The organism is Bradyrhizobium sp. LVM 105 (assembly GCF_003957705.1).
Lineage (GTDB): Bacteria > Pseudomonadota > Alphaproteobacteria > Rhizobiales > Xanthobacteraceae > Bradyrhizobium > Bradyrhizobium frederickii.
Genome location: NZ_QZMV01000021.1, coordinates 1 through 22014 on the forward strand (window position 1 = coordinate 1; position 22014 = coordinate 22014).

20 protein-coding genes and 1 pseudogene are annotated in these 22014 nt (G+C 64.0%); 11 read left to right on the top strand and 10 right to left on the bottom strand.

Going from position 1 to position 22014, the window contains the following annotated elements:
* Positions 1-421: 421 nt before the first annotated feature.
* Positions 422-1318 carry a LysR substrate-binding domain-containing protein gene (locus tag D6B98_RS34845; RefSeq protein WP_126261526.1) on the bottom strand — a complete coding sequence of 299 codons (897 nt, stop codon included), beginning with the start codon at positions 1316-1318 and terminating at the stop codon, positions 422-424.
* A 203-nt stretch (positions 1319-1521) separates the two neighbouring features.
* Here D6B98_RS34845 and D6B98_RS34850 point away from each other — a divergent pair, with 203 nt between their 5' ends.
* Entirely contained in the window at positions 1522-2022 is a 501-nt protein-coding gene (locus D6B98_RS34850) for an ureidoglycolate lyase (RefSeq protein WP_126261527.1), read from the top strand.
* Positions 2023-2056: 34 nt separating this feature from the next.
* The gene (locus D6B98_RS34855) at positions 2057-2896 is read left to right on the top strand and encodes a bifunctional allantoicase/(S)-ureidoglycine aminohydrolase (RefSeq protein ID WP_126261594.1); all 840 of its coding nucleotides are present in this window, start codon (positions 2057-2059) and stop codon (positions 2894-2896) included.
* A gap of 34 nt (positions 2897-2930) precedes the next feature.
* Here D6B98_RS34855 and D6B98_RS34860 read toward each other — a convergent pair whose 3' ends face one another.
* From D6B98_RS34860 to D6B98_RS34880, 5 genes are all read right to left on the bottom strand, one after another.
* Complete coding sequence (locus D6B98_RS34860) at positions 2931-3485, bottom strand: TIGR02281 family clan AA aspartic protease (RefSeq protein ID WP_126261528.1); 555 nt, start codon at positions 3483-3485, stop codon at positions 2931-2933.
* A gap of 28 nt (positions 3486-3513) precedes the next feature.
* Positions 3514-3717: a DUF1289 domain-containing protein gene (locus D6B98_RS34865; protein WP_126261529.1), complete on the bottom strand. Its 204-nt coding sequence runs from the start codon at positions 3715-3717 to the stop codon at positions 3514-3516.
* A gap of 44 nt (positions 3718-3761) precedes the next feature.
* Positions 3762-5357: a sensor histidine kinase gene (locus tag D6B98_RS34870; protein ID WP_126261530.1), complete on the bottom strand. Its 1596-nt coding sequence runs from the start codon at positions 5355-5357 to the stop codon at positions 3762-3764.
* A 165-nt stretch (positions 5358-5522) separates the two neighbouring features.
* Positions 5523-6953, bottom strand: coding sequence for a sodium:proton antiporter (locus D6B98_RS34875; protein ID WP_245481521.1), 1431 nt, complete (start codon positions 6951-6953; stop codon positions 5523-5525).
* Positions 6954-7071: 118 nt separating this feature from the next.
* Positions 7072-7944, bottom strand: a complete 873-nt coding sequence (locus D6B98_RS34880) for an NAD(P)-dependent oxidoreductase (RefSeq protein WP_126261532.1) — start codon at positions 7942-7944, stop codon at positions 7072-7074.
* Between the two features lie 198 nt (positions 7945-8142).
* Here D6B98_RS34880 and D6B98_RS34885 point away from each other — a divergent pair, with 198 nt between their 5' ends.
* From D6B98_RS34885 to D6B98_RS34925, 9 genes and pseudogenes are all read left to right on the top strand, one after another.
* Positions 8143-8580, top strand: a complete 438-nt coding sequence (locus D6B98_RS34885) for a VOC family protein (RefSeq protein WP_126261533.1) — start codon at positions 8143-8145, stop codon at positions 8578-8580.
* Positions 8581-8709: 129 nt separating this feature from the next.
* Positions 8710-9846 (top strand): Mrp/NBP35 family ATP-binding protein, encoded by a 1137-nt coding sequence (locus tag D6B98_RS34890; RefSeq protein WP_126261534.1) that lies wholly within the window; start codon positions 8710-8712, stop codon positions 9844-9846.
* Positions 9847-10060: 214 nt separating this feature from the next.
* Entirely contained in the window at positions 10061-11149 is a 1089-nt protein-coding gene (locus D6B98_RS34895; RefSeq protein ID WP_126261535.1) for a TRAP transporter substrate-binding protein, read from the top strand.
* Between the two features lie 166 nt (positions 11150-11315).
* Positions 11316-12404 (top strand): TRAP transporter substrate-binding protein, encoded by a 1089-nt coding sequence (locus D6B98_RS34900; protein ID WP_126261536.1) that lies wholly within the window; start codon positions 11316-11318, stop codon positions 12402-12404.
* 288 nt (positions 12405-12692) lie between these two features.
* A pseudogene (locus D6B98_RS42025) lies at positions 12693-13035 on the top strand (YunG family protein).
* A 46-nt stretch (positions 13036-13081) separates the two neighbouring features.
* Entirely contained in the window at positions 13082-13459 is a 378-nt protein-coding gene (locus D6B98_RS34910; RefSeq protein ID WP_126261537.1) for a hypothetical protein, read from the top strand.
* Between the two features lie 167 nt (positions 13460-13626).
* A complete protein-coding gene (locus D6B98_RS34915; protein WP_126261538.1) occupies positions 13627-14688 on the top strand; it encodes a hypothetical protein in 1062 nt (353 codons plus the stop codon).
* A 216-nt stretch (positions 14689-14904) separates the two neighbouring features.
* Positions 14905-15579, top strand: a complete 675-nt coding sequence (locus D6B98_RS34920; protein ID WP_126261539.1) for a response regulator — start codon at positions 14905-14907, stop codon at positions 15577-15579.
* 1 nt (position 15580) lies between these two features.
* Positions 15581-16999, top strand: a complete 1419-nt coding sequence (locus tag D6B98_RS34925) for a sensor histidine kinase (protein ID WP_126261540.1) — start codon at positions 15581-15583, stop codon at positions 16997-16999.
* A gap of 105 nt (positions 17000-17104) precedes the next feature.
* Here the strand turns inward: D6B98_RS34925 and D6B98_RS34930 are convergent, their stop codons facing one another.
* The 4 genes from D6B98_RS34930 to moaA all read right to left on the bottom strand — a co-directional run bounded on the left by D6B98_RS34930 (position 17105) and on the right by moaA (position 21967).
* On the bottom strand, positions 17105-18394 hold the full coding sequence (locus D6B98_RS34930; protein WP_126261541.1) for a M20/M25/M40 family metallo-hydrolase: 1290 nt from the start codon (positions 18392-18394) through the stop codon (positions 17105-17107).
* A gap of 119 nt (positions 18395-18513) precedes the next feature.
* Positions 18514-20169 (bottom strand): TRAP transporter large permease, encoded by a 1656-nt coding sequence (locus D6B98_RS34935; protein ID WP_126261542.1) that lies wholly within the window; start codon positions 20167-20169, stop codon positions 18514-18516.
* Between the two features lie 27 nt (positions 20170-20196).
* On the bottom strand, positions 20197-20778 hold the full coding sequence (locus D6B98_RS34940; protein WP_126261543.1) for a TRAP transporter small permease subunit: 582 nt from the start codon (positions 20776-20778) through the stop codon (positions 20197-20199).
* Positions 20779-20947: 169 nt separating this feature from the next.
* Entirely contained in the window at positions 20948-21967 is a 1020-nt protein-coding gene (gene moaA, locus D6B98_RS34945) for a GTP 3',8-cyclase MoaA (protein ID WP_126261544.1), read from the bottom strand.
* Positions 21968-22014 lie beyond the last annotated feature (47 nt).

The following is a 22014-nucleotide window of genomic DNA, read 5'->3' on the forward strand; positions in this document are numbered from 1 at the left end:
CTCCGTCATTGCGAGCGCAGCGACTTGTCCGCCGAAGCCTTGGCGAAGGCGGAAGCAATCCAGAAATGTGTCCGCAGAAATAGTCTGGATTGCTTCGTCGCAAGGGCTCCTCGCAATGACGGGGAGAGAGCATGTGCGCCACACTCCGCTCTCGTGCCCCGGACGCAGCGCAGCGCCGCTTTGGCGGTGCGCTGCTGAGCCGGGGCCCATGTCGCGGCATTGGACCGTGCCACCCTGGGTCCCGGCTCTGCGCCGCAACGCTTGCGCGTTGTTGCTTGTCCGGGACACGAGCGTGCGGAAGAGGTGCCGACTCACTTGCGTGGATCTCGCAATGACGTGGAGGAGAGTGGGTGCATCCCATTGCCCGGACACGTCGCAGCATCCCAGCGATGCGGAGGAGGCGGGGCCGGCGCCGGCAGCATCAACCCACACCCTTGCGGTAATTCAGGTATCGAAGCGCGAGCTTGATGAAATTGTGCACCACCATCGACGTCTCGTCCGCTCTGAAGACCAGAAACACGTCGGCCGTGGGCGGCGAGGGCCGGATCGGACGGAAGACGATGTCGGCGGTGGTGAAGCGCGCGATCGACTGCGGCACGAGTGCCACGCCGAAACCCGCGGCGATCAGGCTTGGGATCGACTGGGCGTCGACGACCTGCTGGGACACCTTTGGCAGGAAGCCGGCATCGACACAGCAGGTCTGCACGTATCGTGCGAAATCGGAGCTATCGGGATCGAGGACGACGTGGTCCTCGGACGCGAGCTCACCGAGCGCGATGCGCTTGCGGCGCGCCAGCTGATGGGTGCGCGTCATTGCGATGACGACCTCCTCCCGCCACGCGAGCTTGCTGGTCAGGTCGCGCTCGGCGGGAATTCCGCGAATGAGACAGATGTTGGTCGTGCGGCTGAGGAGCGCCGCGATCTGCAGTGCCGGCGCCTGCTCATGCACCGTCATCCTGACCCGCGGAGCGACCTTCCGGTAGGCCGCGAGCAGCTCTGCGAGACGGCCGCGCAGGATCGAGCCGGTCGCCCCGACATCCAGCGTTCCGATCAGGCCGGCTCCGATCGACCGCGCCTCGTCTTCCGCGGCTTTGACCTGTTGCAGGATGGCGCGTCCCCGCACCAGCATGGCCTCACCCGCCTGCGTCAGCTCGACCCTGCGGCTGGTCCTGTAGAGCAGCTGGGTCCCGAGCTCTGCCTCGAGGGCCTGGATATGTTGGCTGAGCGGCGGCTGCGAGAGGTTCAGCCGCCGGGCGGCGAGGGTGAAGCTGCGCTCTTCGGCAACCGCGATGAAGTACCGGAGCTGGCGGAGATCCATAGCGAAAACCTATCAATCGTGTCGTTCTATATATTGGACTTGATGTCGCAGCCGGTCAACGAATGACCGATGGAGCCTTCCGAGCGTCCTGTCGCGGCGAGACGCTCCGCACGCAGTGGACAATCTGCGGGTCGATCCAGCCGGTGCCGATGCTCCCGTCGCGGGCCTGCAGACCCTTTGAACGCGGAGCGCTTGAGTTGGCAATGGTGACACTCTCGATCGAGCCTTTGACGAAGCAGGCGTTCGCTCCGTTCGGAGACGTCGTCGAAACGGAAGGCAACACGCCGCTATCGATCAACCAGGGCTACGCTCAGCGCTTCAACGGGCTTGCCAATATCGACGTTGCCGCGGAAGGCGGACAGGTCAACATCAGCTGGTTTGTCGCCTCGGTGCGGCCCGCGCCGATCGCGATCCGCCTGATGGAGCGCCATCCGCTTGGGAGCCAGATGTTCATGCCTCTGAACGGCGCCGACTGGCTGGTCGTCGTCTGCATGGACCCCGCCATCTCCGCGAGCTATCGGGCGTTCGCGGCAAGAGGCCACCAAGGCGTGAATTATGCCCGGAATTGCTGGCACCATCCGCTCCTGGTTCTCAAGGACGCAAGCGCGTTCCTCGTTGTCGACCGCAAGGGGGATGGCGCCAATCTCGAAGAACATTGGCTGAGCGAGCAGCTGCAGCTGGGTGTCCAGTCGGCTGCAAGCTGATAGGTTCCCATAGGTAACTTCACGAGGCTTCATGATGTCATCGCGCACCTATCACGTACCGCAGGGCGGCCTTCCGTCGCAGACGGACCTGCTGAGCGGCCGCGCGGTCTTTACGAACGCATACGCCGTCATTCCCAGCGGTGTGCAACGCGATATCGTCGTCAGCCACCTGCCGCACTGGGACAACACGCGCCTGTGGGTGTTGGCGCGACCGCTGTCCGGCTTCGCCGAGACCTTCTCCCATTACCTCATGGAGATCGCGCCGGCCGGAGGAAGTGACATGCCCGAGCCGGACAAGGATGCCGAAGGGGCGTTGTTCGTCGCAGGCGGCACGTTGATTCTCAGCTTGGCAGAAGGTGAACGTGAGCTGAGGCCCGGCAGCTTCGCCTATCTGCCGCCCGGCTGCGCCTGGAGCGTTCGCAACCGCGGCCCTGGCCCTGCACAGGTTCACTGGATCCGCAAGCTGTACCAGCGCGTGCCGGGCTTGGCCGAGCCCGAGGCAATCGTGGCCAACGAAGATTCCATCGAGCCGGTCGCGATGCCGGGCACGGAGGGGAGGTGGGCCACGACCCGCTTCATCGATCCGGCCGATATGCGCCATGACATGCACATCAACATCGTGACGTTCGAGCCGGGGGCGACGATCCCCTTTGCCGAGACGCATGTCATGGAGCACGGATTGTACGTGCTCGAAGGCAAGGCGGTCTACCGTCTCAATCAGGACTGGGTGGAGGTCGAGGCCGGCGACTACATGTGGCTGCGCGCCTTCTGCCCGCAGGCGTGCTACGCCGGAGGCCCCGGCCGCTTCCGCTATCTTCTCTACAAGGACGTCAACCGGCACATGAATTTGCGGCAGGGCCCGCCGCTGCTCTAGCCCCCGGCGGTGGCCGCGCGCGCGCCGTTGCGATCTAGTCGATCGCGGTGCGCGAGCGGCGGGGGCTGCTCTGAAGCTCGGGATAGCCGGTCAGCATCAGCTTGTCGGCGCGGACGCCCCAGCTCTCCAGGCGGTCGAGAAAGCTCATGCCGAGCAGGTTGGTCTTCATCTGCCCGCGTTGGACGACGAGGGCCGGAACCGATTTTTCGACGAGATGGCCGACGGAAAGACGGTCGAGCGTGAGGCGGGCCGCCTTGGTATGGCCGCCCGCGGTTTCGAGATCGACATCGTATTCGAGCATCTCGAGCGGCAGGCCGATGGCTTTCGCGGTTTCCCAGGTCAGCACTACCGACGTCGCACCGGTATCGATCACCATCGGCGCTGCGACCCCGTTGATTTTCGCACGCAGTGCAAATTCGCCGCTCTGGCCGCGCGGGATCTGCACCGCGGGGGCGGGCGCCACCGTCTGCGCGCGAAAGATGTGCGAGACCTTGTGGCTGGCGCGCGCGATCTGTTCCGGATCGCCATAGGCGACGACCGCGCCTGCCGTGCCGGCGAGCATGGCGAGAACGAGCAGGAAGCGGATCATCGCGCGCCTCCGCAGGCGCGCACGCCGGTCAGGCGCGCTTGGGCGATGCCGCGATCGGCGCAAGTCCGGCTTCCGCCATCCGTCCCGGCAATACGGCCATGACGGCGTGCCGTTCCGCACTTTCCATGGCGTGCCAGCGCGCGATCTCGGGCAAGGTCCGGCCGCAGCCGAAGCACAGCTTGGTCCTGGGATCGATCATGCAGACGGCGACGCACGGCGTTTCTTTGCTCATTCGGACATAGTGGAGGATTGTCGGCCATCTCTGCAAGCTTCTGGTTAAGAGCCCGTGCCGGCGCTCATGATCGGCTTGTGGCGCGGCCGGCGCTTCTCGTCGGGCAGCACGGAACCCTCGGGCTGGAGCGGTGGAGAATCATCCGACAGCGGTGCAAGCGCGCTCATCACGCGCTCCGGCGGGAAGGTGACGATCACCTCGGTGCCGATGCGCAGCTTCGATTTCAGCGTGAACGTGCCGCCGTGCAGGTCGATCAGATTCTTGGCGATCGGCAGGCCGAGGCCTGCGCCCTGTTCGGCCGACTTGATCGAGTTGGAGCCCTGGCCGAACGAGGCGAGCACGATCGGGATCTCGTCCTCGGGAATGCCGGAACCGGTATCCCTCACCGAGAGATATTGTCCGCCCGAAGCGGTCCAGCCGGCCTTGAGCCAGATCTCGCCGCCCTGCGGCGTGAACTTGATCGAGTTGGAGATCAGGTTGAGCACGACCTGGCGGATGGCGCGCTCGTCGGCCCAGAGCCGCGGCATGGCCTGCTCGAACACTTCGTGGATGGTGATGCCCCGGCTCGAGGCGCGCAGCTTCATCAGGTGGTGGCAGTCGGCGACGACGCCGACCAGCGACACCGCTTCCTCGTTGAGCTCGTAGCGGCCGGCCTCGATCCGCGACAGGTCGAGGATCTCGTTGATGAGGTTGAGCAGGTGGACGCCGGAATTATGGATGTCGGCCGAATATTCCTTGTAGACCGGCACCGCATGGGCGCCGAAGATCTCGCTCTTCATCACCTCGGAAAAACCGAGGATGGCGTTCAGCGGCGTGCGCAGCTCGTGGCTCATCTGCGCCAGGAAGCGCGACTTGGCGACGTTGGCGGATTCGGCGCGGTGGCGCGCTTCGTCCGAGATCGCCTTGGCCTGTTCGAGCTCGCCGATCAGCGCGTCCTTCTCGGCGCGCGCCTCCAGCGTCGCGAAGGTGGAGGAGTGCAGGCGATGCGCCAGCAGCACGAAATAGCCTTCGGCGGCGAGCGCGAGCGCGGCCAGGATGTAATTGTCCAGCGAGCCGGTGATCGCAAAGCTCAGCGCCATGGCGACCGCGACGGGCGCGGTGGCGGCAAGGGCTGCGATCGGCAAGTTCGCGGCGACCATGCTCGATACCGCGATCACCAGCAGCATCAGGAACATCATCAGCGTTTCCGTGACCATGTCGACCACGGGATGGATCAGGATCGCCATCCAGCACAGGCCATAGAGCAGATCGAGCACGACGAAGCGCGTCCGCCATGCGCGCGTCGCCGCGGGCGAGGCGGGCTCGGTCAGGAAGCGGCGGCAGCTGCGGATCATCGCCGCATGGATACAGAGCATGCCGACGGTCCAGGCGGCGGCGGGGATCGGCTGCATCCACAGCCCGAACAGCAATCCGGTCGCGACCACCAGTAGCATCACGACATAGGAAGCCGACAGCCGGGTCTGGGCGTATTGCCGCAGCATCTCGGCGTCGAAGGCCGGTCGGGTTCCGCTGGTCGAGGTTAACTTGTCGCGCGCCTCGCGCACCCGCTGCGCCGCAGCCCTTCGGCTGCTCGCCGATGGAGCGCTCACCGGCTCGGCCGGAAGCTGCACAACCTCAGGCTTTTCAGCGGGGTTACTCATCAAGCAACAACGATTCCTGCCCACGCCGGACGCGGGCCTTCTGCATTGTCTATCTCTGGCAAGAAATCCTTAAGAGGTGACTTAAGGAGCTAAAGAATTACGTTAACGGGGCGTTAACTCGCACCTGGTCCCGGCGCCAGTTGGCGGAGAGGCGCGGGGCCGTTTTCACCTGAAGAAGAGCAGTGTGACCAATGCGAACACAGGCAGCAGCAGGACGGAGGTCCAGGCCATGTATCCGAAGAAGCCCGGCATTGCGACGCCGCTCCCTCGCGCGATCGCGTACACCATGAAGTTGGGCGCGTTACCGATGTAAGAGTTTGCGCCCATGAACACGGCACCCGCCGAGATCGCGGCGAGGGTCACTGCGCCATTCGTCATCAGATGCTTGGCGTCGCCTCCAGCAAGCTCAAAGAAGACCAGATAGGTCGGCGCATTGTCGAGAAAGGATGAGAGCAAGCCGCTCAGCCAGAAATAGGCGGCATTGTTCGGCGTACCGTCGGCGTTGGTGACCATGTTTACGACGAAGGCAAACGCGCCGGATTTGCCGGCGTTGAGGATCGCAAGCACGGGAATGATGGTGATGAAGATGGCGGCGAACAGCTTGGCCACTTCGATCATGGGGCCCCAAGAGAAGCCGTTCGCGTCGTGGTCCTCCTTCGGCGTGACGGCAAGAGAAGCGAACACGACGCCGATCATCACGGCATCGCGCAGAAGATTCTGCAGCTGGAGATGCGTGCCGAGAACCTCAAATCCACCGAGGTCGAGCTTGGCGCTCAAGAGGATCGCAGCAATGATCACTCCCATTAGAGCGAAGTTGAGGCCGCCGCTGATCCGCAAGGGATTGTCCGGAGTCGGGTCCGGTTTGACGCGGCCTTCCTTGCGATAAAGATAAGTATCGATGCAAAAGAACAGGGCGAGCAGAATCCAGGCCACGAACGTGGTCTGGGGGAACAGGTGCGTCGTGGTCCAGAAGAAGTCCACGCCGCGCAGGAATCCCAGAAACAGCGGCGGATCTCCCAGGGGCGAAAGCGAGCCGCCGATGTTGGACACCAGAAAGATGAAGAAGATGACGACGTGCGCGTTGTGCCGCCGGTCGTCATTGGCGCGGATGACCGGCCGGATCATGACCATCGACGCGCCGGTCGTGCCGATGACGCTCGCGATCAGAGTGCCCAGAGCGAGCAACAGCGTATTCAGAACCGGGGAGCCGTGAAGATTGCCGCGCACCACGATTCCGCCGGCCACAGTGAACAGAGCAAGGAGCAGCAGAATGAATGGGATGTATTCGAGCAGCGCGGTATGAACGAGAGCCTGGATGGTTGGAAGCGGGCCGTACCAGAAGGCAAGCGGTAGCACGATCAGGGCACCCCACATCGCAGCGATCTTGCCCTGGTGGTGCTCCCAGAAGTGAGGCGCTGCGAGCGGAAATATCGCGATCGACAGCAGCATGCCGGCGAAGGGGAGCGCCCATTGCGGGCCGATGCTGGCGCCATCGAGCGATGCGGCGAGCGCCTGCGAAGGTGATGCCAGCGCGAACACGAGCGCGACCGAGAGCAGGCGCGCAACGACAAGGATGGCGGCGATCACGTTAGGCAAGGCTTCCCCCCGGAAGTCCATGATTGGTTCGGTTGGTACGCTTCACAGAACTCCGTCGCGGCCGAGATCGCGACGAAGCTCGGATGCTGCACGACCCGAACGATGCCGCAACAGCGCGTCAGCGTTGCAGGCGCGCGAGCAGGCTCGACGTGTCCCAGCGCTTGCCGCCCATCTTCTCGACCTCGGAATAGAACTGGTCGACCAGCGCCGTCACAGGCAGGTTGGCGCCGTTGCGGCGGGCTTCGGCGATCGCGATCGAGAGGTCCTTGCGCATCCATTCGACCGCGAAGCCGAAATCGTACTTGTCCTCGTTCATGGTCTTGTAGCGATTTTCCATCTGCCAGGACTGCGCGGCCCCTTTCGAGATGGTCTCGATCACTGCGGCGACGTCGAGGCCGCTCTTCTTGGCGAAGTGGATACCCTCGGAGAGACCCTGCACCAGACCGGCGATGCAGATCTGGTTGACCATCTTCGTCAGCTGGCCGCTTCCGGCGGGCCCGAGCAGCTTGCACATCCGCGCATAGGCGCCCGTGATGATCGGCTCGGCGCCGGAATAGGCATCGGGCGCACCGCCGCACATCACCGTCAGCACGCCATTCTCGGCGCCGGCCTGGCCGCCGGAGACCGGCGCGTCGACGAATTTGAAGCCCGCCTTGGCGGCGGCTGCGTCCAGCTCACGCGCGACCTCGGCAGATGCGGTGGTGTGATCGACGAAGGTCGCACCCTTCTTCATGCCGGCGAAGGCGCCGTCGGCGCCGATCGTGACCGCGCGCAGATCGTTGTCGTTGCCGACGCAGCACATCACGAAATCCTGACCTTCGGCGGCCGCCTTCGGGGTCGCCGCGGTCTTGCCGCCGAACTTGTCCGCCCATTCCTTCGCCTTGGCCGCGGTGCGGTTGTAGACGGTGACCTCATGGCCCCCTTTTTTCACGAGGTGTCCGGCCATGGGGAAGCCCATGACGCCGAGACCGAGGAAAGCGACTTTAGCCATGTGTGGTACCTTGTCCGTAGTTTTGAGTTTTACGGTTGTATCCGGGCGAGGGCGCCGGGCGGCACCCTCGAAGTTCCGCTGCGAGGGCGGATCGGAGGCGCACCATAAACCGTTAAGCCGGGAGGGCAACGGCTTCGTTTGGCGGCCCCCTGTGCTAGGATGGCGGGACCCAAGAACTTCGAAAAAGGGAGCGAGAGCATGGGCGGTGTGAGCGTTGGCGTCCTCGATCATTTCAACATCCGGACCCGGAATCTGGCCGAGACTGTCCGCTTCTACGAGGACGTGCTGGGCCTGGAAAAAGGCGCCCGGCCGAATTTCGCCTTCCCCGGCGCCTGGATGTACAGCGATGGCCGGGCGGTGGTGCACCTGGTCGATATTTCCGCGACGGCGGAGCCGCAGAAGCCGGATTCCGGCGTCGTCCATCATGTCGCCTTCGTCAGCCGCGGCTTCGACGGCATGAAGCAGCGGCTGGCCTCCAAGGGGATGAAGTTCGACTCCCGCCAGGTGCCCGGCGGCGACCTCTGGCAGATCTTCGTTCACGACCCCAACGGGGTCATGATCGAGCTGAATTACGAGGCCGCCAAGGAGCAGGGGGCGGCGCCCGCCGAGATGGCTGACGATATCGGCAGGCAGTAGCCTTTTGGGCGTTTCCGCTCTAATGGGGCATCCTAAAGTCTCGAGCCTGACCTTGCCGGAAAGCCGCTTCCCGCTTTGCGCTGGCGCGGCCCTCCGGGTCCGGATCAGGCTCCGTTCAGGAGATGCGCTTTGAGCGTGACGCAGCAACAGGTTCTCGACAGCCTCGCCAGGATCAAGTCGCCCCGCGGGGTCGCGCTTACCAATTCCAATGTGCTGAGCGCGATCAGCGCGTCCGACGGCAAGGTGTTCTTCTCGATCAATGTCGACGCCGCCGAGGCCAGGGCCTGGGAATCCATCCGGGCCGAGGCCGAGGCCGCCGTGCGTAGCATCCCCGGCGTCACTACCGTCATGGTGGCACTGACCGCCGAGCGCAAGCCGGGCTCCGCACCGCCGCCGCCTCCGCAACCCAGTCGCGGCGCGCCGGGCGTGCAGCCGGCCCATGCCCACAAGCCGCCGCAGGGAGGCGGCTCGCCCATGGCGCGGCAGTCGGAGATCCCGGGCGTCGCCGCCGTGATCGCGGTCGCGTCCGGCAAGGGCGGCGTCGGCAAGTCGACCACCGCGCTGAATCTGGCGCTCGGCCTGCGCGATCTCGGCCTCAAGGTCGGGCTGCTCGATGCCGACATCTACGGCCCCTCGGTGCCGCGCCTGACCGGCCTGCGCGACAAGCCGGAGCTGAACGACGAGCGCAAGATGATTCCGCTTCGGCGCTTCGGCCTCGCCATCATGTCGATCGGTTTCCTGGTCGAGGAAGAGACCGCGATGATCTGGCGCGGTCCCATGGTGATGTCGGCGGTGACGCAGATGCTGCGCGACGTCGAATGGGGCAAGCTCGACGTTCTCGTGGTCGACATGCCGCCGGGTACCGGCGATGCCCAGCTTACCCTGGCGCAGAACGTGCCGCTCAAGGGGGCGGTGATCGTCTCGACCCCGCAGGACCTGTCCCTGATCGACGCGCGGCGCGGACTTGCCATGTTCAAGAAGGTCAACGTGCCCGTGCTCGGCATCGTCGAGAACATGAGCTATTTCCAGTGCCCGCATTGCGGCACGCGGTCGGACATTTTCGGCCATGGCGGTGCGCGGCACGAGGCCGAGAAGCTCGAGGTGCCGTTCCTCGGCGAGATCCCGCTGCACATGGCGATTCGCGCCACTTCGGACGCCGGCAACCCCGTCGTCGACAGCGAGCCGGATGGTCCCCATGCGGCCATCTACCGCGCCATTGCAGGGCAGGTCCGGGACCAGCTCAAGGGCGTCATCGCGGCAGCCTGAGCGTCGCCGGAGCGCCTCCTCGTCCCTTTGGGGGACATGCGACTTTCGTAGACCCCCGTCATGCCATTGTCGCGTTCCGAAAACGGGCCTTCCGTGTTAAAGGCCCACCGCAGTCAAGCCCCTTCGGTTCGACGCGGCCCTGTCGCGTCGCTGGAATCAGCGGCGGCAAAAGAGAAGTTCAAGGGGAAACGCCCCAGCAAGGAGAGACCTGAAGATGAAGCGTCGTGATTTTCTGAAAGTGTCGGCAGCAGGCGCGGCGGCGACCGCAGTGGCCTCACCGGCGATCGCGCAGTCCTCGCCCGAGGTGAAGTGGCGCCTGACTTCGAGCTTCCCGAAGTCGCTCGATACCATCTACGGCGGTGCCGAGCAGGTGTCGAAGTACGTCGCCGAGATGACCGACAACAAATTCCAGATCCAGGTGTTCGCCGCCGGTGAGCTCGTTCCCGGCCTGCAGGCGCTCGATGCGACCTCCAGCGCCACGGTCGAAATGTGCCACACGGTGTCCTACTACTACGTCGGCAAGGACCCGACCTTCGCGATCTTCGCCTCGGTGCCGTTCGGCCTCAATGCGCGCCAGCAGAATTCGTGGCTCTTCCAGGGCGGCGGCAACGAGCTCGCCAACGAGTTCTTCAAGAAGTCGAACGTGATCGGCTTCCCCTGCGGCAACACCGGCGCGCAGATGGGAGGCTGGTTCCGCAAGGAGATCAAGACCGTCGCCGACCTCTCCGGCCTCAAGATGCGCATCGGCGGCATCGCCGGCCAGGTGTTTCAGAAGGTCGGCGTGGTGCCGCAGCAGCTCGCCGGCGGCGACATCTATCCGGCGCTGGAAAAAGGCACCATCGACGCCGCCGAGTGGGTCGGCCCCTACGATGACGAGAAGCTCGGCTTCGCCAAGGTCGCCAAGTACTACTATTATCCGGGCTTCTGGGAAGGCGGTCCCACCGTCCACGCCTTCGCCAACCTGGAGAAGTTCAACGCGCTGCCGAAGAGCTACCAGGCCATCCTCGCCAACGCGACCACCCACGCCAATACCTGGATGGCCGCGCGCTACGACATGCAGAACCCGGCGGCGCTGAAGCGCCTGGTTGCCGGCGGCACCCAGCTTCGCCCCTTCACCAACGAAGTGCTGGAAGCCTGCCTCAAGGCGACCAACGAGCTCTGGGCCGAGGTCTCGGCCAAGAACGCCGACTTCAAGAAGGTGATTGACGCCATGCAGGCCTACCGCTCCGACGAATATCTGTGGTGGCAGGTTGCCGAATATACCTACGACAGCTTCATGATCCGCTCGCGCACGCGCGGCTGATCTGCGGCTTGAGTCGCAGGACCAAATTGCCCGGCCTCGCTCGCGAGGCCGGGCTTTTTCTTTGCCGCAGTGCGATCGGGATGGCATTCGGCCGCGGCTTGCGTCATGCTGGCCCCAAGCCTCGACAAGAAGGCCCACAATCACTGGTACATCAGGGCAGGAAATCATGAAGAGAAGAGACTTCATCAAGGTCACAGGACTTGGCGCGGCCGGCGCCGCCACGCTCGCGGCTCCCGCGATCGCGCAATCGATGCCGGAAATCAAATGGCGTATGCCGACGAGCTGGCCGAAGTCGCTCGACACGCTGTTTGGCGGGGCCGAGATGATGTGCAAGATGGTCGCTGAGGCGACCGACAACAAATTCCAGATCCAGATCTTCGCGGCCGGCGAGATCGTCCCCGGCCTCCAGGTGCTCGACGCCGTGCAGAACGGCACCTGCGAAATCGGCCACACCGCCTCCTACTATTATTTCGGCAAGGATCCGACCTTCACCTTCGGTTCGGCCGTGCCGTTCGGCCCCAACATGCGCATCAACCAGGCCTGGTACATGCTGGGCGGCGGCCGCGACGTGCTCAACGAATTCTACAAGAGCTACAACGTCGTCTCGCTGCTCGCGGGCAACACCGGCTGCCAGATGGGCGGCTGGTTCAGGAAAGAGGTCAACACGCCCGACGATCTCAGGGGCATGAAATTCCGCATTGGTGGTTTCACCGGCCGCGTGCTCCAGAAGCTCGGTGTGGTGCCGCAGCAGCTCGCCGGCGGCGACATCTATCCCGCGCTGGAGAAGGGCACCATCGACGCCGCCGAATGGGTCGGCCCCTATGACGACGAGAAGCTCGGCTTCTACAAGATCGCGCCGCACTACTACTATCCCGGCTGGTGGGAAGGCGGACCGATGCTGATGGCCTTCGTCAACCTCGACAAGTGGAACGCGCTGCCGAAATATTACCAGAGCGTGCTGGAGCAGGCCGGCCACTACGCCAACAACTACATGATGGCACGCTATGACAATGCCAATCCGCTGGCGTTGAAGAAGCTGCTCGCGGGCGGCACCAAGCTGCATGCTTTCTCGCCGTCGATCATGGATGCCTGCTACAAGGCCGCCAAGGAGCTGCACGCCGAAGTCGCTGCGACCAACCCCAACTTCAAGAAGGTGCACGACTCGCTCGCCAAGTTCACGAGCGACGGCTACTCATGGTTCCAGGTCGCCGAGGTCGGCTACGACATCTTCATGGCGCGGCGCTCGCAGAGCTGATCACGCCATCTCTCGCAGGCAGCGCCCCGGTGCGAAAGCTCCGGGGCGCTGTCGTTTCGGCGTTCGAAGGACGTCCAAACAAAACCTGCAAAACAACCCCATGCACAGTAGACGGGACAGGTTCATCAATGACTTGGCGGCGCAGCGCGAGCCTTTGCGGAATTACCGAACTAACTTGATGCGTCGGGCAAAACAGTGGTAGAAGCTTGATCGCAAAATCCGAATTGCGGCTCGGCTGTCAGACCCAAGGGATCGGATGAGCTTCGATCCCGATCGAGTCCAAAGCGCATGCGCAAGGCATGGTCGCTGGCGACGGCCAATCAATGGACAGCGGACAATCCTGCGGCCGGGCAGTGCAACGTCACGGCTGCTCATTCACGAACTCTTCGGCGGTGACTTGCTGAAGACGCCTCTGCCGGCCGGAGACCATTTCTACAATCGGATCGGCGGGCGGAGATACGACTTCACGGCGAGCCAGGGATGGGTTCGACTGGCAGGTCGCGGTCAATCGCCTGCCAGTGGCGACAGTTGGGAAACAAGTCCTCTTCGAAGCAAACGCGCGTCAGCGCCGAATGTTGTCGTCCGTGACACCAAAATGACCTGGCAAGCAAAATCTCTGGTAGCAGGCTGACCCGGAGATCGCGTATGCTATGGATTTACAACCTGAGGACGAATTCATGTCGAGCCTTTCAGAGCACGAGCTGGCGGTGAGAGAATTGCTTCTGCAGACGCGGCCGGATGCTGCAGCGTTGAGTGATGCGACGATCAACGATCTCGTCAAAGGAAACAAACCGACGTCAGGTAGCGGCGGTCCTGCACTGGAGCTGAACTTGTGGCCTCTGGTGGAAGAAGTAGTGAGATGGCTACCCATCGTTTCGGCAGTCGTATCAGTCGTAAGCAATATGCTGAATATCAAGAAGGCGTTGACTCCCGAGAAGAAGCCAAGCGTTACGGAGATTGCCGATGCAGTCGTGGAGCGCCTCGTTCAAGAGAACATAGTCGTGACATACGATCGCGCTGCGATTGAGAACGCGGTCAAGCTTGCTCTGCCTTAGCAATGTCGCTCCGGCGCGTTCTTCAATCGATCAATGGTCGAGCATACCAGGTCCTGAATTGGATTCGACCGCTGGTCAGGCAGCCGGCGCTGCTGATCCTTCTGCCAGCCGCAGCTCTCGACGCTCAATGGAGCTTGGCGGCGCTCGTTGCAGTGTCCTGCGTTTGCATGTGGTTGCTCGTTCGCGAGACCGCGAACGCGAGCGCTGCATATCACCTCGTAAATTGGTTGATCGGGCGGATTGAGCGCGAGCCCCAAATTCGGGTGTGTGAACCGACGGACTATTTTCCCGGATCGCAGACAGAGGATATCTGGTCGAACGGCGAGTCGGTCTCGGTATCGCTCATCGTCGTCCCCACACTGGGCGTGCCGGTTGCCGTGCCGGTGAGGAAAGATCGCGCGATCATAGCATTCCATTCCGGCCCCGATCAAATGCTCGGGAATCCATATCGGTACTACCCATTGCTGCATGAATTCGGTCATGTCGGCGGCCTTCACACGCGAGCAATTGCGTTCGCTCCCCGTAATTCCTTCGGTTACATCTCGACCGCCGCCCTGGTGGTGGCGTTCGCGCATCCGGTGCACTGGCTGCTTTTGCCGTTGATCATCGCATTCGCCTGTTGGGCCTCAATGTTCTGCTATCATGAGGAAACCCTTCAAGCCGAAGTCGCAGCCGATCATTTCGCCCTGGAGGCAACGCACGACCTGGCCAGGGCCGGCTTCTTCCGAACTGCCGACAATGTCGGGCCGGTCTACGACGACGGTCCCTTGCAGGGCCTGGACAATGCGTTGCCCAAGCACCTTCAAGAAACGAGAAGTATGATTTTCGGCTTGATGCGCGCCGACGTCAGGACCAAGGGGGTCGCCGATCTCGATTACTATACGACCTTGGCGATCAGACACCACGGAATGCAGGTTGAGGGCCTGATCGTTTCGGGCTTCGCCTTGGCCTTGGTGGCGTGCTCGATATTCCTTGTTCAGGACGTCTCGTGGCCAAGTCCTCTGGCGCTGATTGTCCCGGCGATGTTGGCGATCTTTTATGCTCTGGTGTCCGAACGATACACCGAGCTGGGCAAGCGATTGCTGAAGATCCTGATGGAATCTGACCCGGAGGGTGCTGAGCGTTCGCTCCAGGCCGTCCTGGAGTGGTCGGCCAAAAGCCGACCGCGGACGCTGGCGATGTGGGGATGGTTGGAACGGCTCGACCAATGGCTAGACCGGAGAAGGTAGCGCGACCGGGAGCACGGACAACAGCCAGCCGGTCACCGCGCCTGCCTTGACCAGGCGCCGACATTTTTCGACGGCGACCCGATTGGCTTACATGAATCTTACAGGGCAGAGCGACCAGGGCCGCGCTTTTTCGCTGGCCGAGGCGGCCGGAATGGGGGAAGAGAGCGAAGATGCCGCGCGAGCCGTGCGGTGACTTGAGTATTCGGCGGATATGCGATGCGCCTTCTGATCGTCGAGGACAATGCCGAGCTGTCGCGGCTCGTCGCGGGCGGGCTGGCGGCGGCCGGCTACCAGAGCGACATCGTGGGCAGCGCGGCCGAGGCGCGCGAGGCGGTGAGCAGCGTCAGCTATGCCGCGATGATCCTCGACCTCGGGCTGCCCGACGGCGACGGTCTGTCGGTGTTGCGCGAGCTGCGGGTCAAGATGGAGCCACTCCCCGTGCTGGTGCTGACCGCACGCGGCGGCCTGCAGGACCGCGTCAGCGGCCTGCGCAGCGGCGCCGACGACTATCTCGCAAAACCCTTCGCGATGGAGGAACTGGTGGCGCGGCTGGAGGCGATCCTGCGCCGGCCCGGCCAGCTGCTCGGCCGCTCGCTCAGTCTCGCCAACCTGGTCTACGACACCGAGAGCCGCCAGATCTTCGTCGACGACCAGCCACGGATCATCTCCGCGCGCGAGGCCTCGGTGCTCGAGATCCTGCTGCGCCGGCAGGGGCGGGTGGTGCCGAAGAAGAACGTCGAGGACCATATCTTCGGGCTGGACGGCGAGGTCGCCTCCAACGCGGTCGAGGTTTACGTCTCGCGGCTGCGCAAGCAGCTCGCCGAACACGGCGCCAAGGTCGCGATCCACACCATCCGCGGCGTCGGCTATCTCATGGACGTGGAGAAATAGCGTGGCCCAGATCGGGTCAGAGGCCGGGTCCTATGGCCGGTCGCCGACGTTCAAATCGCTGATCTGGCGCATCGTGTTCCTGCACATCCTGGCGGTCGCGGTGGTCGCGATCTTCCTGCCGCTGGTGCTGTTCTGGCTGCTCAATTCCGAGATCGACCAGCTGCATCGCGATGCCATGCGCGCCCAGGCCGAAGTGCTGGCGGAGCGGATCGTGGCGCAGCCGGGCGGCCAGTTGACGTTCAATCTGCCCGACAGTCTCAAGGGCCTCTATTCGGACGCGTATGGCCGTTATCAATACGACATTCGCGACGCCGACGGCCGCTTGCTGTTCTCCTCGCACCGGCGCTCCGCGGCCGCCGCAACGCGCCCGCCCGAGAGCATTTCCGGCGCCACGGTCGCCCGGGACATCGACGGCAAGACGGTGCGCATCCAGGTCGCCGAGGACCTCGCGCACCGCGACGTCATCATCGACGACATCGTCTCGAACTTCTTCCGGCGTGTCGGATGGATCACGATCCCGATCCTGCTGATCCTGCTCACCACCGACATCATCATCTTTCGCCGGGCGATCGCGCCGCTGTGGAAGGCCTCCGAGAAGGCCAGCAATATCGGCCCGGCGCGCACCGACATCCGCCTGCCGACGGAACAGATTCCGCGCGAGATCCTGCCGCTCGTCACCGCGGTCAACCAGGCGCTCGACCGGCTCGAAGGCGGCTTTCGGGTGCAGCGGCAGTTCACGGCGGACGCAGCGCATCAATTGCGCACGCCGCTCGCGATCCTGCGCACCCGGATCGAGACGCTTGACGATCGCGCGGCGCGGCAGGCGCTGCATGCCGACATCGAAACCATGAGCCGCCTCGTCGCCCAGCTGCTGGAGATCGCCGAGCTCGACACCCTGGTGCTCGATCCCGGCGAGACCGCGGATTTGCGCGCCGTCAGCGCCGAGGTGGTCGCCGCGATCGCCCCGTTCGCGATCGCGCAGCACAAGGACATCGCGCTCAAGGGCACCGATGCGCCGGTGCTGATCCACGGCAATGCGCAGATGCTGCAGCGGGCGATCTTCAACCTCGCCGAAAACGCCATCAAGTTCACGGCAAAGGACAGCACCGTCGACGTCGAGGTGAGCGAGGACGGCTCGGTGCGCGTGCGCGATTCCGGTCCGGGGATCGCGGAGGCCGAGCGCGAGCTGATCTTCCAGCGCTTCTGGCGCGCCGACCGCCGCCGCAGCGACGGTGCGGGCCTCGGACTCTCGATCGTGCGCGCCGTGGCGGACGATCACGCGGCGACGGTTGCGGTGGAGAATCTTCCCGGCGGCGGAGCCGAGTTCACGCTGCGGTTTCGGTTGGTCGACGGGGCTGCTTCTTTCCCCTCTCCCCTTGTGGGAGAGGGTGGCTCGCCGCGACAGCGGCGAGACGGGTGAGGGGTCTCTCAGTGAGGCCCACTCTCAATTGAGCGCGTGGAGAGAACCCCTCATCCGGCGCTTCGCGCCACCTTCTCCCACAAGGGGAGAAGGGAGAAAGAGCCGCTATTTCAGCTTGCCGCTCGACAGGTCCATGATCATGCGTGTCGCCAGATACAGCCGCGGCACGATGCTGCCCAGCTGCACATATTCGGCATCGTTGGAATGTGCACCGAACCCTGACAGACCCATGCCTTCGACCACGGCGCCGCTGGTCTTGAGCGCGGCAAACGCGGCGTCGGTGCCGCCGCCGGTCGCCTTCTCGTCGACCTTGAGGGCCATTCCGAGCTCCTGATAGATGGTCTTGCCGTGGGCGGCCACGCGGCGCGAGGCCTCGTTGGCTTCCAGCGGCGGGCGGCGCACCTCGAACCTCAGGTTGACCTTGGAATCGGGGAGCAGGCGATTCTTGATCTTGTCCTGCAGCTCCTGCTCCAGGCCGTCGAAATCGGACACCTTGAGCGCACGCGCATCGGCCTGGGCCGTGGCGTTCGCAGGAATCACGTTACGGTTGGTGCCGGATTGCGAGACGGTCCAGTTCAGCTTCAGGCCCCGCTCGGGCTTGGACAGGTCCTTCATCTGCAGCACCTGATGCGAGAGCTCATACAGCGCATTCACGCCGCCCTCGGGCCTTGCGCCGGCATGTGACGACTTGCCCTGCACGGTGAGATAGGCCGAGCCGATGCCGCTGGTGGCGAGGCGCAGCGTGCCGTCGGTCCCGCCGCCTTCGAACGAGAACACCGCGTCCTGATCCGAGGCGAGGCGGGTGATGGTGCTGCGCCAGCCGGGCGAGGAAATCTCCTCGTCGCCGTTGGTGAGCACCGTGAGCGTGCCGTAGTCCCTGAAGCCCAACTTCTGCAGCAGGGCCACGGTGTGAAGAATGAGCGCAACCCCCTGCTTGTCGTCGGCGATGCCGAGGCCGTAGGCCTTGTCGCCGTCGATGCGGAACGGTTGGTCCTTCAGCATGCCCTTCAGGTACACCGTGTCCATGTGGGCGATCAGCATGATCTTCCTGGTTCCCGTGCCCTTGAACATTGCGTGCACGGCCGGTCCGATCTTCTCGGGGGTGTCGTCGAGGCGATAGATGTCGGTGGGTTGCAGGATCTCCACCGTGCCGCCGAGCTGCTTGAGCTGACCGGCAACGCGCTCGGCGATCTGGTTCAGGCCTTCGATGTCCTTGCTGCCGGATTCGATGTTGACGAGATCGCGCAGCGTGTCGAGTAGCGGCTGCTGCTCCTGTTGCGCCAGCACATGGACGGCGGCGATCGGCTCGGCCTGCACCGTCGCTGCGGCACATGTCAGCCAGAGCGAGGCGATCAACCGGCCAACGAGCGATGGAGCAGGGTGCAATCGGAGCATGGGCGGCCATCCCTAGGGTTGAGGATGGCCCGGTATGCCTCCGTTTTCGGTGCTTGTCACGCGCGCCGTCGCGCATCATGCCCCGCTTGCGCGGAGCACGACGGCGCGTGTCGGCCCCCCTACTTCGACGGCGGACCGAGATCCAGCGGCGGCAGCTCGATCTGCGGCACCTCGATCTTGATGGTGCTGGGATCGATGGTCGATAGCACGCCCTTGTAGTGCATCACCATCGCGGGGAAGGCGATGACCAGGCCGACCATGATCAGCTGGATGACCACGAAAGGCACCGCGCCCCAATAGATCTGGCCCGTGGTGACGGGTTCCATCCGCTTGCCGGTGAGGCGATCGGTGTAGCGTTCCTTCGGCGCGACCGAGCGGAGATAGAACAGCGCGAAGCCGAATGGCGGATGCATGAACGAGGTCTGCATGTTGACGCCGAGAATGACGCCGAACCAGATCAGGTCGATGCCGAGATGCTCGGCGGCAGGCCCGAGCAGCGGGATCACGATGAAGGCCAGCTCGAAGAAGTCGAGGAAGAAGGCCAGCACGAACACGAGGGCGTTGACGAAGATCAGGAAGCCGACCTGACCGCCGGGCAATGAGGTGAGCAGGTGCTCGACCCAGACGTGCCCGTTGACGCCATAGAAGGTCAGCGAGAAGATGCGGGCGCCGACCAGGATGAACACGACGAAAGCCGACAGCTTGGCCGTCGATTCCGTGGCTTGCCGGATGAGGTCCCAGCTGAGCCGGCGCTTCACAGCGCCCAGGATGAGGGCACCGGCCGCGCCCATCGCGCCGCCTTCGGTCGGGGTTGCGATGCCGATGAAGATGGTGCCCAGCACGAGGAAGATCAGGAACAGCGGCGGCACCATGACGAAGGTGGTCTGCTGCGCCATCTTGGACAGGAAGCGGAAGCCGGTCAGCTTGTCGATCGCCCAGTTCACCACGGCGACGGCGAACGCGAAGACGATGCCGTAGAACATGCTGAGCACGACGTAATCGGCGCCATGCGTGCTCGAATTGCGCATCATGAACCATCCGAACACGCAGCTCGCCAGGAACAGCATGCCGAGCGAGACCAGGCCGCGGTCGCCATTGTCTTCGCGGAAACCGATGGCGTCCTTGGGCAGGCCGGGTGCTGCTGCCGGGAAGATCATGCTGACGAGGAAGGCGTAGAGGGCGTAGAGGCCCGCGAGCACGAGGCCGGGGATGAAGGCACCCTCGTACATGTCGCCGACGGACTTGCCGAGCTGGTCGGCCATCACGATCAGAACGAGCGAGGGCGGGATGATCTGGGCGAGCGTGCCGGAGGCAGCGATGACGCCGGCTGCCACCCGGCGGTCATAGCCGTAGCGCAGCATGATCGGCAGCGAGATCAGACCCATCGAGATCACGGAAGCCGCCACCACGCCCGTGGTCGCGGCGAGCAACGCGCCGACGAAGATCACGGCGTAGGCGAGGCCACCGCGGATGGTGCCGAACAATTGGCCGATGGTGTCGAGCAGGTCCTCGGCCATGCCCGACCGCTCCAGCACCAGTCCCATGAAGGTGAAGAACGGGATGGCGAGCAGCGTGTCGTTGTTCATCACGCCGTAGACGCGCTCGGGAAGGGCCTGGAGGAAGTCGGGGTGGAACTGGCCGAGCTGGACGCCGATCACGGCATAGAACAGGCCGACGGCGCCGAGCGAGAATGCCGCGGGATAGCCGAGCAGCAGCATGACGACCAGCGACACGAACATGATGGGCGCCATATTGGCGATGATGAATGCGGTCATGATTTCCCCCTACACCGTCGCCAACGGCTACTTCTTCTCGATCGCTTCGACGAGATGCTCGACTTCCGCCTCCAGCGCCGACACCTGCGATTCATGGGGATCCGGAATCAATCCGCGCATGACCGCAATCCGCTTGATCAGCTCGGAGATGCCTTGAACGAGCAGGAACGCGAATGCGATCATGATCAGGGCTTTGGCCGGCCATTGCGGCAGTCCGCCGGCGTTGCCGGATTGCTCGTTGATGTGGAAGGAGCGCTGGAAGAACGGCACCCCGGTGATGATCATGACGATGCAAATCGGAAACAGGAAGAATACGTGGCCGACGACATCGATTACGTTGCGCGTCTTCTTCGACAGCGTGTTGTTCACGATGTCGATGCGGATGTGCTCGTTGTCGAGCAGCGTCCAGGGGGCACAGAGCAGGAAGACGATGCTGAACAGCACCCATTGCAGCTCGAGCCATGAATTCGAGGAGGTGTCGAACGTCTTGCGGATGATGGCGTTGACGGCCGAGATGATCACGGCGAGCACGATCAGCCACGCCACGCGCTTGCCTGTCCAGCGCGTGAACGCATCAATCCTACTGCTCAGCTTAAGGAGCGCTTGCAACGATAGGTCCTCCCCCGATTGTGCCCTGGCCGTCTTGACTGCGCCGAAGGGGCGCGTGGCTTGTCTCGCCGCGCAGGCATGAGGCCGCCGCACCAAACCAGCGGGCGTGCCGCCAGTCAATCGGAAGTTTGTTGATAGTTAAGGGGAAAAAGGCCGTAATCCGCCGGTGTCAGCCGCCGGTGACGCTCATGTGCCTGCTGACGCTGGGGCGGTCGTGGCGGCGGTCGATGATGAAATCGTGGCCCTTGGGCTTCAGGCCGATGGCGCGGTCGATCGCATCCGCAAGCAGCATGTCGTCATCGGATGCACGCAGAGGTTTGCGCAAGTCCGAGGCGTCCTCGTGGCCGAGGCAGGTGTGCAGCGTTCCGGTGCAGGTAATCCGAACCCGGTTGCAGGATTCGCAGAAATTGTGCGTCATCGGCGTGATGAAGCCGAGCTTGCCGCCGGTCTCGGCGACGCTGACATAGCGGGCCGGACCTCCGGTGCTCTCGGCGAGGTCGGTCAGCGTGAATTGCTGGGCAAGGCGCGCACGCACCAGCGACAGCGGCAGATATTGGTCGATGCGGCCCGAGCCGATCTCGCCCATCGGCATGACCTCGATCAGCGTCAGGCCCATGCCCTTGCCGTGGGCCCAGCGCATCAGCTCGGGAAGCTCGTCCTCGTTGAGATTCTTCAGCGCCACCGCGTTGATCTTGACGGCAAGTCCCGCGGCGCGCGCGGCCTCGATGCCTTCCAGCACCTTGTCGATCTCGCCCCAGCGGGTGATCTCGCGGAACTTGCTGGGATCGAGCGTGTCGAGCGAGACGTTGATGCGTCGGACGCCGCAATCGGCGAGCTCGCTTGCGTGTTTCGCCAGCTGGGTGCCGTTGGTGGTCAGCGTCAGCTCGTTGAGGGCGCCGCTCGACAGATGCCGCGACAGCGAGCGCACCAGCGTCATCACGTTGCGCCGGACCAGCGGCTCGCCTCCGGTGAGGCGCAGCTTCTTGACGCCCTTGGCGATGAAGGCCGAGCAGAGCCGGTCTAGTTCCTCCAGCGTCAACAGGTTCGCCTTGGGCAGGAACGTCATGTCTTCCGACATGCAATAGAAGCAGCGCAGGTCGCAGCGGTCGGTCACGGACACGCGCAAATAGCTGATGGTCCGCCCGAACGGATCGGTCATCGGGTTCGACAGCGCGGCGGATCCGTTCATGCGAGAGGCCTTGTCACTTATGGCGACGGGCGCACCTTGGCTTCAGG

What these genes read in the sequence shown, in the direction of transcription:
- D6B98_RS34885 (WP_126261533.1), top strand. Translation starts at nt 8,143, where the DNA reads ATGGGCGGTGTGAGCGTTGGCGTCCTCGATCATTTCAACATCCGGACC.
- D6B98_RS34930 (WP_126261541.1), bottom strand. Translation starts at nt 18,394, where the DNA reads ATGCTCCGATTGCACCCTGCTCCATCGCTCGTTGGCCGGTTGATCGCC.
- D6B98_RS34915 (WP_126261538.1), top strand. Translation starts at nt 13,627, where the DNA reads ATGTGGTTGCTCGTTCGCGAGACCGCGAACGCGAGCGCTGCATATCAC.
- D6B98_RS34845 (WP_126261526.1), bottom strand. Translation starts at nt 1,318, where the DNA reads ATGGATCTCCGCCAGCTCCGGTACTTCATCGCGGTTGCCGAAGAGCGC.
- D6B98_RS34920 (WP_126261539.1), top strand. Translation starts at nt 14,905, where the DNA reads ATGCGCCTTCTGATCGTCGAGGACAATGCCGAGCTGTCGCGGCTCGTC.
- D6B98_RS34850 (WP_126261527.1), top strand. Translation starts at nt 1,522, where the DNA reads ATGGTGACACTCTCGATCGAGCCTTTGACGAAGCAGGCGTTCGCTCCG.
- D6B98_RS34880 (WP_126261532.1), bottom strand. Translation starts at nt 7,944, where the DNA reads ATGGCTAAAGTCGCTTTCCTCGGTCTCGGCGTCATGGGCTTCCCCATG.
- D6B98_RS34870 (WP_126261530.1), bottom strand. Translation starts at nt 5,357, where the DNA reads ATGAGTAACCCCGCTGAAAAGCCTGAGGTTGTGCAGCTTCCGGCCGAG.
- moaA (WP_126261544.1), bottom strand. Translation starts at nt 21,967, where the DNA reads ATGAACGGATCCGCCGCGCTGTCGAACCCGATGACCGATCCGTTCGGG.
- D6B98_RS34900 (WP_126261536.1), top strand. Translation starts at nt 11,316, where the DNA reads ATGAAGAGAAGAGACTTCATCAAGGTCACAGGACTTGGCGCGGCCGGC.
- D6B98_RS34935 (WP_126261542.1), bottom strand. Translation starts at nt 20,169, where the DNA reads ATGACCGCATTCATCATCGCCAATATGGCGCCCATCATGTTCGTGTCG.
- D6B98_RS34865 (WP_126261529.1), bottom strand. Translation starts at nt 3,717, where the DNA reads ATGAGCAAAGAAACGCCGTGCGTCGCCGTCTGCATGATCGATCCCAGG.
- D6B98_RS34895 (WP_126261535.1), top strand. Translation starts at nt 10,061, where the DNA reads ATGAAGCGTCGTGATTTTCTGAAAGTGTCGGCAGCAGGCGCGGCGGCG.
- D6B98_RS34910 (WP_126261537.1), top strand. Translation starts at nt 13,082, where the DNA reads ATGTCGAGCCTTTCAGAGCACGAGCTGGCGGTGAGAGAATTGCTTCTG.
- D6B98_RS34855 (WP_126261594.1), top strand. Translation starts at nt 2,057, where the DNA reads ATGTCATCGCGCACCTATCACGTACCGCAGGGCGGCCTTCCGTCGCAG.
- D6B98_RS34860 (WP_126261528.1), bottom strand. Translation starts at nt 3,485, where the DNA reads ATGATCCGCTTCCTGCTCGTTCTCGCCATGCTCGCCGGCACGGCAGGC.